Source organism: Marinobacterium sp. xm-d-579, from assembly GCF_013282935.1.
In the GTDB taxonomy this organism is placed as follows: Bacteria; Pseudomonadota; Gammaproteobacteria; order Pseudomonadales; family Balneatricaceae; genus Marinobacterium_E.
In genome coordinates, this window is record NZ_WBYP01000003.1 from 301643 (window position 1) to 315674 (window position 14032).

A 14032-nucleotide genomic window follows, 5' to 3' on the forward strand; every position below is an offset into this window, starting at 1 on the left:
TTACGACTATTATTAATTTTGGGTTCGTTACGTCGCTTTTAAAGGTTCGAGGTCGTTTTGTTAAAGAATTTCATACTGCACTTATTCATCGCTTTTTGGTTAGCGCTGCCGGTTAAGGCAGCGGATATTATGGTGTTGGGAGATAGCCTCTCGGCCGGTTATGGATTAACCCCGGGTGAAGGTTGGGTAGAGTTGATGGAACAGCGTTTGGAAAGTTCCGGTCTGACGTTATTAAATGCCAGTGTCAGTGGTGAAACCACAGCCGGGGGGCTGGCGCGACTTCCCGATCTGTTAGAGCTACACGAACCTAAATGGGTCCTGCTTGAGTTAGGAGCCAATGACGGTTTACGCGGTACTCCTCTGAATATTATTCAAACCAATCTTGAAGCTTTGGCCAGTAAGATTACTGAGTCAGGTGCAAAGCTGATTGTGATTGGTATTCAGCTACCGCCCAACTATGGTCCACGATACACCCGCGCTTTTTTTAATCTATTCCCCCAGCTGGCTGAAACATTTGATGCACCACTCGTGCCATTCCTGTTAGAGGGCGTGGCGACCGATTGGGATCTGATGCAGTCAGATGGCCTACACCCTAAAGCGGTCGCTCAGCCGATCATTCTTGAGACCGTGATGAGTGTTGTGGGACCGGAAATAGGCGTGCAGTAGACAATAAAAAAGAGAGCCGAAGCTCTCTTTTCAATGACGGGCTACTGATTAAGCCGCTAGGTTTGCGTTTGCAAAGTCCCAGTTCACAAGTGACCAGTAACCGTTTAGGTAGTCTGGACGTACGTTGCGGTAATCGATGTAGTAAGCGTGTTCCCAAAGGTCTACAGTCAGGATCGCTGTTTGACCGTTAGTCATTGGCGTGCCTGCGTTGCTAGTGTTTACGATCTCTAAAGAACCGTCAGCGTTTTTAACCAACCAAGTCCATGAAGAACCGAAGTTGTTAACCGCTTTGTCGTTTAGCTCTTCTTTGAACTTGTCGAAAGAGCCCCACTGAGCGTTGATCGCGTCAGCAATAGCGCCTGTTGGCTCACCGCCACCGTTTGGTGATAGGCAGTTCCAGTAGAAGGTGTGGTTCCATACCTGTGCTGCGTTGTTGAATACGCCGCCAGCTGGTGCCGTTTTGATGATCTCTTCTAGAGATTTACCTTCAAACTCAGTACCTGGTACTAGGCCGTTTAGCTTAACCACGTAAGTGTTGTGGTGTTTGCCGTGGTGGAATTCTAGAGTTTCAGCAGAGATGTGTGGTTCTAGTGCATCTTTTGCGTATGGCAGTGCTGGAAGTTCAAAGCTCATTTTATGCTCCAATCATTTCAGTTAGTCAGGGCATAAAAACCCTGGCGGTAAGTTAGTGGATGCGATCATATCACCTTTCGCCCGACTATTAATGGCACAAAAAGTAATGTCTTTAGATCACTCGGTTGTTTCGTATCTGCAACTAAAGATAGCTGAAATTATGTTCACCTCTGATTACAATGCGGCCATCTTGATCATTTACAAGGCTTAAAGCATGTCAAAGGTTCTGTTGTGGATCGCCGTTGTTATGGGCGCCATCTACATTGTTCGTGTTAACTACTTTGGATCCAAAACCTACGAACCGTTTATGAACGGTTGTCTGGTGTCAGGTGCCTCTGAAGCGCGCTGCAGCTGTCTAACCGATTATGTCCACGAGCGCTTTGACGACTTGGAAGTCGGTCGCATTCTGCGTAGTGATCGGTCTGATGCTGGTTTTTCTGAGCGCGTGGATCGCGTTATTGCAGCTGGTACGTTGGCCTGTAAGTCTGCGGATCAGTAACTACTGCTCGGCAAGCCATTGCTTGACCAGAAACAGTGCGGCAATGGCTCGGCCTTCATGAAAATCACTCTGCATCGCCAGTGTCTCGATATCCGCCAGTGGGTATTTCACAACTTCCAGAGGCTCTGGTTCATCACCTTCTAAACGACTCTCATAAAGATCCTGCGCCACAACCAGCGTCAGTGAGTTGCCCATGTAGTTGGGCACCGCGCTCATATTCCGGATAACCTGAAGTTGATTGGCAGCAAAACCAGCCTCCTCTTGAAGCTCTCGATTGGCTGCTTGTAGGGCATCTTCGCCGGGATCGATCACGCCTTTGGGTAGTGTTAAGACATAATCATCAAAGCCGGTCGCATACTCTCGAATCAGAACGATGTTCTGTTGGGCATCGATGGCAAGCACCATGACGGCGCCTCGGCCCTTGGATGCCAGACGTTCAAATCGACGCTCCTCACCATTGCTGAAGCGAAGGTCGACCTGCTCGACATGAAACAGTGCACTCTTCTCTGGCTTAGTGACCTTCAAAATTTCCGGTTTGATCGGCATACTGGTATCCAAATAACGTTTCCTAGAGTGTTCCCCGATTATGCTTCAATGGCAAGAGATAGACACCGTCTTCTTAGATATGGACGGCACCCTGTTGGATCTTCACTTCGATTCACACTTCTGGCTTGAGTTTCTGCCTGCTCGTTACGCAGAGATTCACCAAATCGATGTTGAAGAGGCTAAGAAATATATCCTGTCGAACATTATGGAGGAGCAGGGGACATTAAACTGGTACTGCTTTGACTACTGGAGCGAACGCTTTCAGCTTCCGATTGCTGAGTTAAAACATGAGGTGGCCGATAAGATTGGCTATCGCCACTCTGTGCCCGAGTTTCTTGCTTGGCTCAAACAGAGTGGCCGACGTGTGCTGATTGTCACCAATTCGCACCGTGCAGGGGTTGATTTAAAGTTCTCTCGTTCCAATTTAGCGGATGAGGTACAGGGTGTGATCAGTTCACACGACTATGGCTATCCGAAAGAGTCGCAAGCCTTTTGGGAGACTCTTATGAAGCATGAGCCCTTCGACCCTGAGCGTACATTGATGGTGGATGACAGTCTACCGGTTCTGCAGTCCGCACATGATTTCGGCATCAAGCATCTGCTAACGATTGATCAGCCTGATCTGCAGATGCCCCCACGCGACATGAGTGATTGTGATTTTATGTCGATCAATGATTTTAATGAGGTAATGGTAAACGAATGAGTAGCGGTATCCGTCTAGATAAGTGGCTTTGGGCTGCCCGGTTCTACAAGACCCGAGGCATTGCCAAAGAGATGATTGAAGGCGGTAAGGTGCACTACAACGGGCAAAGAGCAAAGTGCAGTAAAGCGGTTGAGATTGGTGCCAAGCTTAAGATTCGTCAGGGCTACGACGAGAAAGAGATCGAGATCGTTGCACTCTCTGATCAACGTCGTGGCGCGCCAGAAGCTCAAAAACTCTACGTTGAGACTCAAGCCAGTATCAATAAGCGCGAAGAGAACGCAGCGATGCGTAAGCAGTTGGGCTCAGGGCCTGATGCACGACCGGATAAAAAGAGCCGTCGTGAGTTGTTGCGGGTTAAAGGTTATTTACGAGATTGATAGCTGAAACCTGCACCAATTCCGCGTAAAATCGCGCCCCAATTGTTAAATTATTATAGGTCTTCTGATGAGCACACCTGATCAAATTCAACGCGTCCTGTTTGATAATGCCGACGTGCGAGGCGTTGTTGTCGGTCTTGAAGAGAGTTTCCAGCAAGCGATTGCTTATGGTGACTACCCAGATGAGATTCGCCACCTGTTGGGCGAGATGTTGGCGGCGGTTGTGCTACTCAGTTCAAACTTGAAGATCGAAGGTCGTTTGTCACTTCAAGCACAGGGCGACAGTGGACTGCGTCTGCTTCTTGCTGAGTGCAACGATAAAGGCCAGGTCCGTGCGATTGCTCGTTTTGACGAAGAGACTCTAAAGCACGGCGAGCGTTTCGATCACTCCTTTGTTAATGGTCGCATGGCGCTGACCATGGAGCCTGAACAGGGTCAGCGTTACCAAGGCATTGTACCGCTTGAAGGGGCGAGCGTTGCCGAGTGTATCGAAGGCTATTTCCGCCAATCAGAGCAGCTACCCACGCAACTGATTCTGACCACCGATGGTCAGCGTGCCGCTGGCATGATGCTGCAAGTGTTACCGGCTGCTGGCAATGGTGATGAGGATTGGAATCACATCTCTACTCTGGCGCAAACCCTGCAAAACGATGAGCTACTCGAGTTGGATAACGAGACACTGTTGTATCGTCTATTCCACCAAGAGAGCGCACGTATCACAGATCCTGAGCCGTTAAGCTTCTCGTGTGACTGTTCACGTCAACGCAGTGCAGCCGCTCTGCAAACGATGACCGAAGAGGAGCTTCTGAGCCTTGCTGAAGAGCATAACGGTGTCGTATCAACAACTTGTCATTTCTGTAATCGCAGCTATGATTTTGATGCGCAAGACATTAAAGCACTGTTCCACAACGATGGGGCATTGAACGAGAGTGACTCGTTACACTAAAGGTTATCGATCTGGGGGTTTGTTAGAGCCCCCGGCTATGAGATAATCGCGCACCTACAAAAAGAGTTGGCCACGACCTTTCAAACCAACCACCAATTATATTATTTAAATTATTTTCCGCGTTCCGCCCTCTTTGAGGACGGTAACTTTTAGGTACAAATGGGTTAAAGCCCAAGGGATCAGTTGATGACTAAAGAGTCAATCGCAGAGAATCACCTTAACCTGACGCCTGCCGCGTTGGTTGAGGCTGCTATCGCACGCAATGAAGGCGTACTAGCAAACACAGGTGCACTTGTCGTTACTACCGGTAAGCGTACAGGTCGTTCACCAATGGATCGTTTCATCGTCCAAGAGCCAAGCACATCCGATGCCATCTCTTGGGGGCCAATCAACCGTCCATTCGACGCAGACAAGTTTGATGCATTATGGGCGCGTGTTGAAGCGTACATTTCTGAGCAAGAGTCTTTCACTTCTGAAGTGCATGTCGGTTCTGATCCAAGTCACTACCTTGCAGTGCGTATGACCACTGAAACTGCATGGCAAAATCTTTTTGGTCAAAATCTCTTCATCCGTCCAAGCGACTACAACCCTAAGGGTAAAGAAGAGTGGCAAATTCTTAACGCTGCTGGTTTCGAGTGTGAGCCAGAGCGTGATGGCACCAACTCTGATGGCTGTGTCATTCTGAACTTCGCACAACGTAAAGTGTTGATCGCCGGTATGCGTTACGCGGGAGAAATGAAGAAAGCGATGTTCTCTGTACAGAACTTCCTTCTACCTGAAAAAGACGTGCTACCAATGCACTGTTCAGCGAACATTGGTGAAGATGGCTCAACGACGCTCTTCTTCGGTCTTTCAGGTACTGGTAAAACAACCCTTTCTGCAGACCCAAGCCGTTACCTAATCGGTGATGATGAGCACGGTTGGGCGAAAGGCGGTGTCTTCAACCTAGAAGGCGGTTGTTACGCTAAGACAATCAACCTTAGCCAGAAAAACGAACCGATCATCTGGGATGCAATCCGTTTTGGTGCAATCGTCGAGAACGTTGTTCTAGACGAGTGTCGTGAAGCGGATTACAACGATGTCAGCCTGACAGAGAACGGTCGTTGTGCCTACCCGTTGAGCCATGTTGAGAAGCGTTCGGCGACTAATATGGGTGACGAGCCAGATAACATCGTATTCCTAACCTGTGACCTAACCGGCGTACTGCCTCCTGTCTCTATCCTGAGCAAAGAGGCAGCGGCGTACCACTTCCTATCTGGCTACACAGCGTTGGTTGGCTCTACAGAGATGGGTTCAGGCGGCGGCATCAAGTCGACTTTCTCTACCTGCTTTGGTGCACCATTCTTCCCACGTCCACCAAGCGAGTACGCAGAACTACTGATCAAGCGTATCGAAGAGTACGGTTCTAAAGTTTACCTAGTGAATACCGGTTGGACAGGCGGTAGCTACGGTACAGGTGAGCGTTTCAGCATCCCAACGACTCGCGGCATCATCTCAGCGATCCAAAACGGTTACTTGAAAGATGTAGAGACTAAGCACATTCCTGGTCTAAACCTAGAAGTGCCAGTAACTGTACAAGGTGTTGATGACAACCTACTCGTGCCACGCGATACTTGGGCAAACGGCGCCGATTACGACGCTGCCTGTGCAGATCTAACATCGCAATTTGTTAACAACTTCGAAAAATTCGAAGGCGTTGATGAGAAGATCATTGCAGCGGGCCCTCAAATATAAGAGGCAGCATGCAGTATAGAGAGGCGACCTTAGGTCGCCTTTTTTATTGTTTAAAAAATGAGTTTTAAAGTTTCTCGACGGTATTGAGTTCTAGTTTTACAACTTTACCTTTATTTACACCTTAGAAACCCAACTTAATATTTTGATACACAATAATGTATTCATCGTTACCACCGGCAACGATGAATACATTATTGGAGCTTATTATGAAAAAGATGATTACCGCAGCATTAGTTGCCTCTTTATCTACAGTGTCGATCAACTTTGCCATTGCCGATGAGGCACTACAGACACAAACTCAACAGAAACTTATGCTACACGTTGAAGATGGCGCCGGCTCAGATTTGGGTACTATGGCACAGACCAAAACACAGACTAAAACGATGAAAAAGTCTGGCGATGGCTCGGGCAGTCAGCTAAAAAAACAGTACAAAAAAGGTAAAAAGTAATTACATTGCATATCTTTGATTGGAAGGCGACCTTAGGTCGCCTTTTTTGTTACTGTAAAAGCTGATATCGACGCTAATCCTTAAAGTAAAATGAGACAGATATCGTCTCAGGACAAGGGGCTCTTCTATGAACAATCAAATTGCAGCTGTGTTGAGCGTGTTTATGCTAGCGGTTCCAGTTCAAGCTGAAGAAAACCCAACGCGTGACGATTTCTCCGATGTATTAGAACAACCAATGCCTGACTATCTCACAGACGTGATCGACAAACCGGACTATCGGATGAAATGGAACGGACTGTTTGAAGGCGAGGTTGGTGTAGATCAGTGGTTGGCTGAATACCTGGACAACGGTGCCGTGGAGCATCCAGTTGAGTACGTAGAGGAGGGCGGTTTCGTTTTCGAAATTTACAGTATTTGTGAGCCTCACAACTGTTGGGGCAGCAAATTTACGTTTGTCGCCTCCAAAACATGCCCTCTCGCTCATGGGGTGATGACTAGTTTCGACGAGGTGACTCGCCAATTCGGCGTAAAGCTGAAGTTCTATGATGGGGGCAAGCCAATTTATGTTCTGCCTCAGTTTGCAGACCTTTGCAGAGCTGAGCTCAAATAACTCTCGTTATCAACTATAGCCAAAAGGTTATCAGACCGATAAACAGATCTAATTTCATATTACTGAGGCTTGGGGGTAAATTTTAACTATCTAACAAACAGGAGAAACGCGATGAGTGGTTTCAATGAAAGACTTGATCATATATTGCCTACCATACCGTATTACTGATCAGATTCATGATGAGTACGGTTAGGAAGAATATGGCAGCACAACATTTCGTCACCCAGCAACCCCTATCGATAGGCCCCGTGACTGAGACCTATGAACGAATGGTGGATGCGGGGGAGGTGCAACGAGATGAGGCACAAGTCACACTAGCCGCAAAACTCGATGCTCTGCATGATTCGCTTGCCTTGCTACCGCCAGTCCCTGTGGGTTCTGATAAATCGATAGCGAGCAGTACTACTAGCAACAGCCCGCTTCCACTTGGACGATCTTTGGTCTCCGCTCAGTTCTCTCTTCGAAAGAAACTCAATTTGTGGTCTTTTAGTCCACCACCGCGCGGTATCTATATCCATGGTCCGGTCGGAGTCGGCAAGAGCTTTCTAATGGACCTCTTTTACGCGTCGGTTAAGGCTTCTATTACCAAGCGCCGCGTCCACTTTCATGAATTCATGCTAGACGTGCACCATCGCCTATTTGTCTTCAAACAGAAGCACCCACTAGATGATGTGATGCCTGTTGTTGCACAACAATTGGCACAGGAAGCTCAACTCCTCTGTTTTGATGAATTTCAAGTAACCGATGTTGCCGATGCCATGATTTTGAAGCGACTGTTTTCATTATTATTGGATAGGAATGTCGTAGTGGTCGCCACCTCAAACCGCTCCCCGGATACATTGTATGAGGGAGGCATTAACCGATCCCTCTTTTTGCCATTCATAGACATGTTAAAAGACAGGTTCGACATTATCTCCATGGAGGATTCCGCCAGAGATTATCGACTCGAAACTCGAGCAGATGGTCATTCCTATTTTTGGTCAAACAAGGATGTACATGGCAATAACAACATTCAGTCGCAGCTTAAAGATATATTTGGTGGCACTGTATCGGGAACTGAGGACGAGGTCATTGACGTACGCTTCGGCCGCACCGTCCAGGTCAAACGACATAATGACCGGTGCGCCTGGTTTGATTTTTCCGAGTTGTGTCACCAGCCGCTTGGCGCGTCCGATTATATTTCCCTTTGCGACCGATTTCCGGTCCTCATCATCGACGGTGTTCCGCAATTAGACGTCAATCACCTTGACGAAGGGCGACGATTTTTGACCCTCATTGACCTGTGTTATGAATCTCGCACCCGCTTGGTGCTGGCAGCCAACGTCCCACTCGATGAACTGTTTGTCGATTTCTCAGCGCAAATTGAACGCAGCGATGGCAATGAAGAGTTGTTTGTTAGTGAAAAAGGGGGCAACTCAAGCTCCTTTGCGACGACCATGATTCGTTCCAAAGAGGGTGAAGATATGGAGTGGTCGGCAACGGGTCTAAATGGCGCGTCACTGGCAAAATTATCGGCCGCCAATGATCTAGCCTTCTCTTTTCGACGAGCCGCGTCTCGGTTGGTCGAAATGAGTGGTAAGGATTGGGGGCGGTAAAAACTTCAACGACTCAAAGCCGCCTCTCAGTTTTTAATATTACTCCTGCTTTCTCATGAAGAATCGATAGAAGGTTTGATCTGATATCAGAGGTAGTAGCCGCGTTAGTAGGGCAATGATAATCAGTGCAAAAGCCAATCTAGCCCAGAGTATGCCGTGCAGTTCTGCACCGGTTAGTGCGATCAGTAGGGTATCTTCAATCAGGCTGTGACACAGGCCAAGAAGGGCAAAAGAGGCAAAAATATCGCGTCCACTGATGGTGCCTCGCTCTGCTTCACGAATCAGTAATCCACCACCATAGGCTAATCCCAGTGTCATCCCTATTAAGCTCATCGGTAGGGCTTCTCGTTTAATACCAATCAGTTTGAGAATCGGTCTAAGTAGATATTCGATGGCGCGCTCTAAACCCGTCACTTTGGCAATTCTTAGAACGGCTACCAAACCAAAAATGACGACAACGGTCCAAAATAGCATCTCGAGTTGTGCACTTAGCCACGCGGTCCAACTGTTGTCACCAATCTCTGGGGCAAAATCGAAGCTAACCAGCTGCTGCATGCTGGGCATATCTTGGTAGACCCAGTGCATACAGATCGCAAGCCCGAGTGCGCCGCCGATGCGAATTAGAATCATCGGCAATAATCGGCAACCCCCTCGATAGGTGATGGCGATCTCAACAATCAAGTTGTGCGCACCCAGCATCAGGATGCCCATCAACGTAATCTGCTCAAGTGTCCAGGCTTGTGAGTAGGTGAATAGGACAATTAAGCCTGCGTAGATGTTGGTGAGCAGCGTGGTGGCCCAGACAATGCCGGCAATGGCTGGTAGACCTAGCCACTCCATAGGTGCACTGAGTGTGTCGGCTAAGAAGTCGGCTGCACCGATTAGCTCCAATAGGCGTACAATGACGATGGCTGGGATGAGTATTTTGAACAGGGTCAGGGTAACGCGAACACTGTCCTCTGTGACTTCACGCAGGTGTTTCATTAGTGGATTCATCACAGTTCTCGACATCATTCCCATTATTGGTGAGCAGATGCTATTATTGGGCAAGTTATTTTGCAATTTAAGGTTGATGTCTTGTTAAGACAAGTCTTGCAACCGCTTCGCGTAAAACGCATTGGAGATAAGAACAGATGAGCGAAAACATCCTAAACGTAACTGACGCAAGTTTCGAAGAGGACGTCCTAAAGGCTGAAGGTCCAGTACTGGTTGATTACTGGGCAGAGTGGTGTGGCCCTTGTAAGATGATTGCACCGGTCCTAGAAGAAGTTGCGACTGAGTACGCGGGTCGTTTGAAAGTGTGTAAGTTGAACATCGACGAAAACGCTGAAACCGCTCCTAAGTTTGGTATTCGTGGTATTCCAACACTGATGATCTTCAAAGGCGGCAACGTTGAAGCAACCAAAGTTGGCGCACTGTCTAAGTCGCAGCTAACGGCGTTTGTTGACGCAAACATCTAAATATTAGGTAAAAGGCGGGATATCCCGCCTTTTCTTTGTCTATTGGCTAGACAGCACCACCAACTGGTTATATATTAACTCCGTTGGTTGATTTCTGACCAACCCAAATAATCTTCTTCTAATTTCAATCATTCCTGTCTCGCGGCTCTCGTCGTGCACGACACTATTCATAACGAAAAAATGAACCTTACCGAACTCAAACTAAAAAGCATGCCTGAACTGCTCGATATCGCAGCAGAAATGGGCCTAGATAACCTTGCTCGTTCTCGTAAACAAGATGTCATCTTCTCGATCCTTAAGAAGCACGCCCGCAGTGGTGAAGATATTTACGGTGACGGTGTTCTTGAAATCCTACAGGATGGCTTCGGCTTCCTTCGTTCAGCGGACTCCTCTTACCTAGCTGGACCTGATGATATTTATGTATCGCCAAGCCAGATTCGTCGTTTCAATCTGCGCACGGGTGACACCATTGCCGGAAAGATCCGCCCACCGAAAGACAGTGAGCGTTACTTCGCACTGCTTAAAGTGGCTGAGATCAACTACGACAAGCCTGAAAATGCCAAGAACAAAATTCTGTTTGAGAACCTTACGCCACTCTTCGCTCAAAAGCGTCTGCGTATGGAGATCGGTAACGGTAGTACAGAAGATATTACCGCTCGTGTCTTAGACCTAGTGACTCCGGTTGGTAAAGGTCAGCGTGCATTGGTGGTTTCTCCACCTAAAGCCGGTAAGACACTGATGCTACAGAACATTGCTAATAGCATCACACGTAACAACCCAGAGTGTTACCTGATTGTTCTTCTGATTGATGAACGTCCGGAAGAGGTAACCGACATGCAGCGTACGGTGCGTGGTGAAGTGGTAGCTTCAACGTTTGATGAGCCGCCATCACGTCACGTACAAGTGGCTGAAATGGTGCTAGAGAAAGCGAAGCGTCTAACCGAGCACAAGAAAGACGTTGTCATTCTACTTGATTCGATTACCCGTCTAGCCCGTGCCTACAACACGGTTGTGCCTTCTTCGGGTAAAGTACTGACCGGTGGTGTCGATGCGCATGCACTTGAGCGTCCTAAGCGTTTCTTTGGTGCGGCACGTAACATCGAAGAGGGTGGTAGCTTGACGATCATTGCTACGGCTCTGGTTGATACGGGCTCTAAGATGGATGAAGTCATCTTTGAGGAGTTCAAAGGTACTGGTAACGCCGAAGTTCACCTGGATCGTCGCGTTGCTGAGAAGCGTGTCTTCCCTGCGATCAACATTCGTCGTTCAGGTACGCGTCGTGAAGATCTTCTTACAACAGAAGAAGAGCTCCAACGTATGTGGATTCTGCGTAAGCTGTTGGATCCAATGGAAGATGCGGCCGCAACTGAATTTGTCATCGATAAACTGAAGGACTTCAAGACCAACGAAGAGTTCTTCCTTTCGATGAAGCGTAAGTAATCAATCTGAGCGTTTATTTGGCTTAGTATTGAAACAGGGCGAGCATTTACCACTCGCCCTTTTTTGTTTTTGCCGAGGATTGTATGGCGACACCTAAGTACAGAGATCTGCGTGATTTTATTAGCCAGCTGGAAGCTCGTGGTGAGCTTAAGCGAATAACGCATCCTGTCGACCCCAATTTAGAGATGACAGAAATCTGTGACCGCACGTTAAAAGCCGGTGGTCCAGCACTGCTGTTTGAAAACCCGGTTGGTTATGACATGCCGGTATTAGGCAACCTGTTTGGTACACCTGATCGCGTTGCACTGGGCATGGGGGAAGAGTCCGTTTCGGCACTGCGCGATGTCGGTAAATTGCTGGCGCAACTTAAAGAGCCTGAACCACCCAAGGGCTTTAAAGATGCACTGGACAAAATACCGCTCTACAAACAAGTGCTGAATATGGGGCCTAAGGTAGTCAAAAAGGCGCCCTGTCAGGAAGTGGTACTTGAGGGTGATGCTGTCGATTTGGATCTGATTCCGATTCAAACCTGCTGGCCAGGTGATGCTGGTCCTTTGGTGACCTGGCCATTGGTCATTACTCGCGGCCCAAACAAAAAGCGTCAAAACCTAGGTATCTACCGTCAGCAGAAAATTGCTAAGAACAAACTGATCATGCGCTGGCTGTCGCATCGCGGTGGTGCGTTGGATTTTCTTGAGTGGAAGCAACAGCATCCAGGCGAGCCGTTCCCGGTTGCGGTGGCTTTGGGTGCGGATCCGGCGACCATTCTGGGCGCTGTGACACCGGTTCCCGATACTCTGTCCGAGTACGCTTTTGCTGGACTGTTACGGGGTGGGAAAACGGAAGTGACGTCCTGTATTGGTAGCGACCTGCAAGTGCCTGCTAGTGCAGAAATCGTATTAGAGGGTTACATCTACCCTGACGAAATGGCGGACGAAGGTCCGTTTGGTGACCACACCGGCTACTACAACGAGGTCGACAGTTTTCCCGTCTTTACGGTGGAACGCATCACGAAACGTGCTGATGCGATCTATCACAGTACTTACACGGGCCGTCCACCGGATGAACCGGCTGTTCTGGGCGTTGCATTGAACGAGGTGTTTGTACCGATTCTGCAGAAGCAGTTCCCAGAAATTGTCGATTTTTACTTGCCACCAGAAGGATGCTCTTACCGCATGGCGGTCGTCAGTATGAAGAAGCAGTACCCGGGTCATGCTAAGCGTGTGATGCTGGGGGTATGGTCCTTCTTGCGTCAATTCATGTACACCAAATTTGTTGTCGTTGTGGATGAAGACGTGAACACTCGTGACTGGCAGGATGTCATCTGGGCCATTACTACGCGTATGGATCCGGCTCGGGATACGGTGATGATTGAGAATACCCCGATCGACTATTTGGACTTTGCATCCCCTGTGTCTGGGTTGGGTTCCAAAATGGGATTGGATGCGACCAATAAGTGGCAGGGCGAAACGGATCGTGAATGGGGAGAGCCCATTACCATGGATGAGTCGGTGAAACGTCGAGTAGATGATATCTGGGCTGATCTTGGAATCGACGACTAAGTCCCCACTATTTAGTTACCTGACTAGAGTAAATTGTTAATTCACGCATCGCGTGGACTGTTATTTGGAGAGTGAACGTGGCAAGGAAAGTTACGACGATTTTATCGGCTGATCTGTTAAATAGGGATGTTTACCGTATCCGCCTTTTGCTTCCTGAGTCTGAGCAAGCGGGCGCTGAATTTAAAGCGGGACAGTATCTAGATATCTGCCTGCCAGACGGGAAAAAAGCTTCATTCTCTATTGCCTCGGCACCCGAGGCAGGTCGTGAATTAGAACTTCACATTCGCCATATGCCTGACAGTGAGTTTAACGATTCGATTGTCCAACATCTGCTGCATCAACCGAGCGTTGAAGTGGAGTTGGCGATGGGCGACTGCACCATCAATCTAGATGAGCTCAATGACGATCAGCCCATCATCTTTGCTGCCGCCAGTACCGGTTTTTCACAGGTGAAAAGTATTGTTGAGCACCTGATCGCCAGTGCGCGCAAAAATCCGATCCATGTCTATTGGGGCGCGCGGGTTGAAGAGGATATGTATCTCGAAGCGTTGCCGAAGAGCTGGGCAGAGCACCACGCCAACATTCACTTTATTCCTGTCGTTAGTGAACCAGATAAGAGCCCGGGTTGGAGTGGACGTACGGGCTTACTACCAGCGGCCATTGTGGAAGATGTTGACGACCTGACAAAAGCAGAGGTGTTCGCATGCGGATCGCCGGCAATGGTGTATGCACTGTTGGATGCTTTAGAAGAGCAGGGCTTTACTCAGAGTCAGATGAAATCTGACGTGTTTGCCTACGCTCCGCGTCCTTAA

General features: G+C 48.5%; 16 protein-coding genes. 13 read left to right on the top strand and 3 right to left on the bottom strand.

The genetic code is table 11. From position 1 onward, the window contains the following. Positions 1-57: 57 nt before the first annotated feature. Positions 58-666: an arylesterase gene (locus tag XMD579_RS08660; RefSeq protein WP_254443080.1), complete on the top strand. Its 609-nt coding sequence runs from the start codon at positions 58-60 to the stop codon at positions 664-666. Between the two features lie 48 nt (positions 667-714). Here the strand turns inward: XMD579_RS08660 and XMD579_RS08665 are convergent, their stop codons facing one another. Continuing rightward, the gene (locus XMD579_RS08665; protein ID WP_173481742.1) at positions 715-1299 is read right to left on the bottom strand and encodes a superoxide dismutase; all 585 of its coding nucleotides are present in this window, start codon (positions 1297-1299) and stop codon (positions 715-717) included. 214 nt (positions 1300-1513) lie between these two features. Between XMD579_RS08665 and XMD579_RS08670 the strand changes: the two genes are divergently transcribed. Beyond that, positions 1514-1798, top strand: a complete 285-nt coding sequence (locus XMD579_RS08670) for a hypothetical protein (RefSeq protein ID WP_173481743.1) — start codon at positions 1514-1516, stop codon at positions 1796-1798. Here XMD579_RS08670 and nudE read toward each other — a convergent pair whose 3' ends face one another. After that, the gene (nudE, locus tag XMD579_RS08675) at positions 1799-2344 is read right to left on the bottom strand and encodes an ADP compounds hydrolase NudE (protein WP_173481744.1); all 546 of its coding nucleotides are present in this window, start codon (positions 2342-2344) and stop codon (positions 1799-1801) included. A 40-nt stretch (positions 2345-2384) separates the two neighbouring features. On the opposite strand from nudE, the gene yrfG reads away from it, so the two are divergent. The 7 genes from yrfG to zapE all read left to right on the top strand — a co-directional run bounded on the left by yrfG (position 2385) and on the right by zapE (position 8758). Further along, positions 2385-3047, top strand: a complete 663-nt coding sequence (gene yrfG / locus XMD579_RS08680) for a GMP/IMP nucleotidase (protein WP_173506237.1) — start codon at positions 2385-2387, stop codon at positions 3045-3047. Next, a complete protein-coding gene (hslR, locus tag XMD579_RS08685) occupies positions 3044-3424 on the top strand; it encodes a ribosome-associated heat shock protein Hsp15 (RefSeq protein WP_173481746.1) in 381 nt (126 codons plus the stop codon). Before yrfG ends, hslR begins: the two co-directional genes overlap by 4 nt. Positions 3425-3491: 67 nt before the next feature. Next, the gene (gene hslO, locus XMD579_RS08690) at positions 3492-4370 is read left to right on the top strand and encodes an Hsp33 family molecular chaperone HslO (RefSeq protein WP_173481747.1); all 879 of its coding nucleotides are present in this window, start codon (positions 3492-3494) and stop codon (positions 4368-4370) included. A gap of 186 nt (positions 4371-4556) precedes the next feature. Beyond that, positions 4557-6104 (top strand): phosphoenolpyruvate carboxykinase, encoded by a 1548-nt coding sequence (locus XMD579_RS08695; protein ID WP_173506238.1) that lies wholly within the window; start codon positions 4557-4559, stop codon positions 6102-6104. Positions 6105-6310: 206 nt separating this feature from the next. Then, positions 6311-6553 (top strand): hypothetical protein, encoded by a 243-nt coding sequence (locus XMD579_RS08700; protein WP_173506239.1) that lies wholly within the window; start codon positions 6311-6313, stop codon positions 6551-6553. A 127-nt stretch (positions 6554-6680) separates the two neighbouring features. After that, on the top strand, positions 6681-7163 hold the full coding sequence (locus XMD579_RS08705) for an Ivy family c-type lysozyme inhibitor (RefSeq protein ID WP_173506240.1): 483 nt from the start codon (positions 6681-6683) through the stop codon (positions 7161-7163). A gap of 200 nt (positions 7164-7363) precedes the next feature. Continuing rightward, positions 7364-8758: a cell division protein ZapE gene (gene zapE, locus XMD579_RS08710; protein ID WP_217362096.1), complete on the top strand. Its 1395-nt coding sequence runs from the start codon at positions 7364-7366 to the stop codon at positions 8756-8758. Positions 8759-8797: 39 nt separating this feature from the next. On the opposite strand, the gene XMD579_RS08715 is transcribed toward zapE, so the two are convergent. Further along, a complete protein-coding gene (locus tag XMD579_RS08715; RefSeq protein ID WP_254443081.1) occupies positions 8798-9754 on the bottom strand; it encodes a hypothetical protein in 957 nt (318 codons plus the stop codon). A 137-nt stretch (positions 9755-9891) separates the two neighbouring features. Between XMD579_RS08715 and trxA the strand changes: the two genes are divergently transcribed. The 4 genes from trxA (at position 9892) to XMD579_RS08735 (ending at position 14032) form a co-directional block, all read left to right on the top strand. Continuing rightward, positions 9892-10218: a thioredoxin TrxA gene (trxA, locus tag XMD579_RS08720; RefSeq protein ID WP_173481753.1), complete on the top strand. Its 327-nt coding sequence runs from the start codon at positions 9892-9894 to the stop codon at positions 10216-10218. A gap of 180 nt (positions 10219-10398) precedes the next feature. Then, positions 10399-11658, top strand: coding sequence for a transcription termination factor Rho (rho, locus tag XMD579_RS08725; RefSeq protein ID WP_173481811.1), 1260 nt, complete (start codon positions 10399-10401; stop codon positions 11656-11658). 83 nt (positions 11659-11741) lie between these two features. Next, positions 11742-13220: a 4-hydroxy-3-polyprenylbenzoate decarboxylase gene (gene ubiD / locus XMD579_RS08730; protein ID WP_173494634.1), complete on the top strand. Its 1479-nt coding sequence runs from the start codon at positions 11742-11744 to the stop codon at positions 13218-13220. 77 nt (positions 13221-13297) lie between these two features. Then, a complete protein-coding gene (locus tag XMD579_RS08735; RefSeq protein ID WP_371739863.1) occupies positions 13298-14032 on the top strand; it encodes an NAD(P)H-flavin reductase in 735 nt (244 codons plus the stop codon).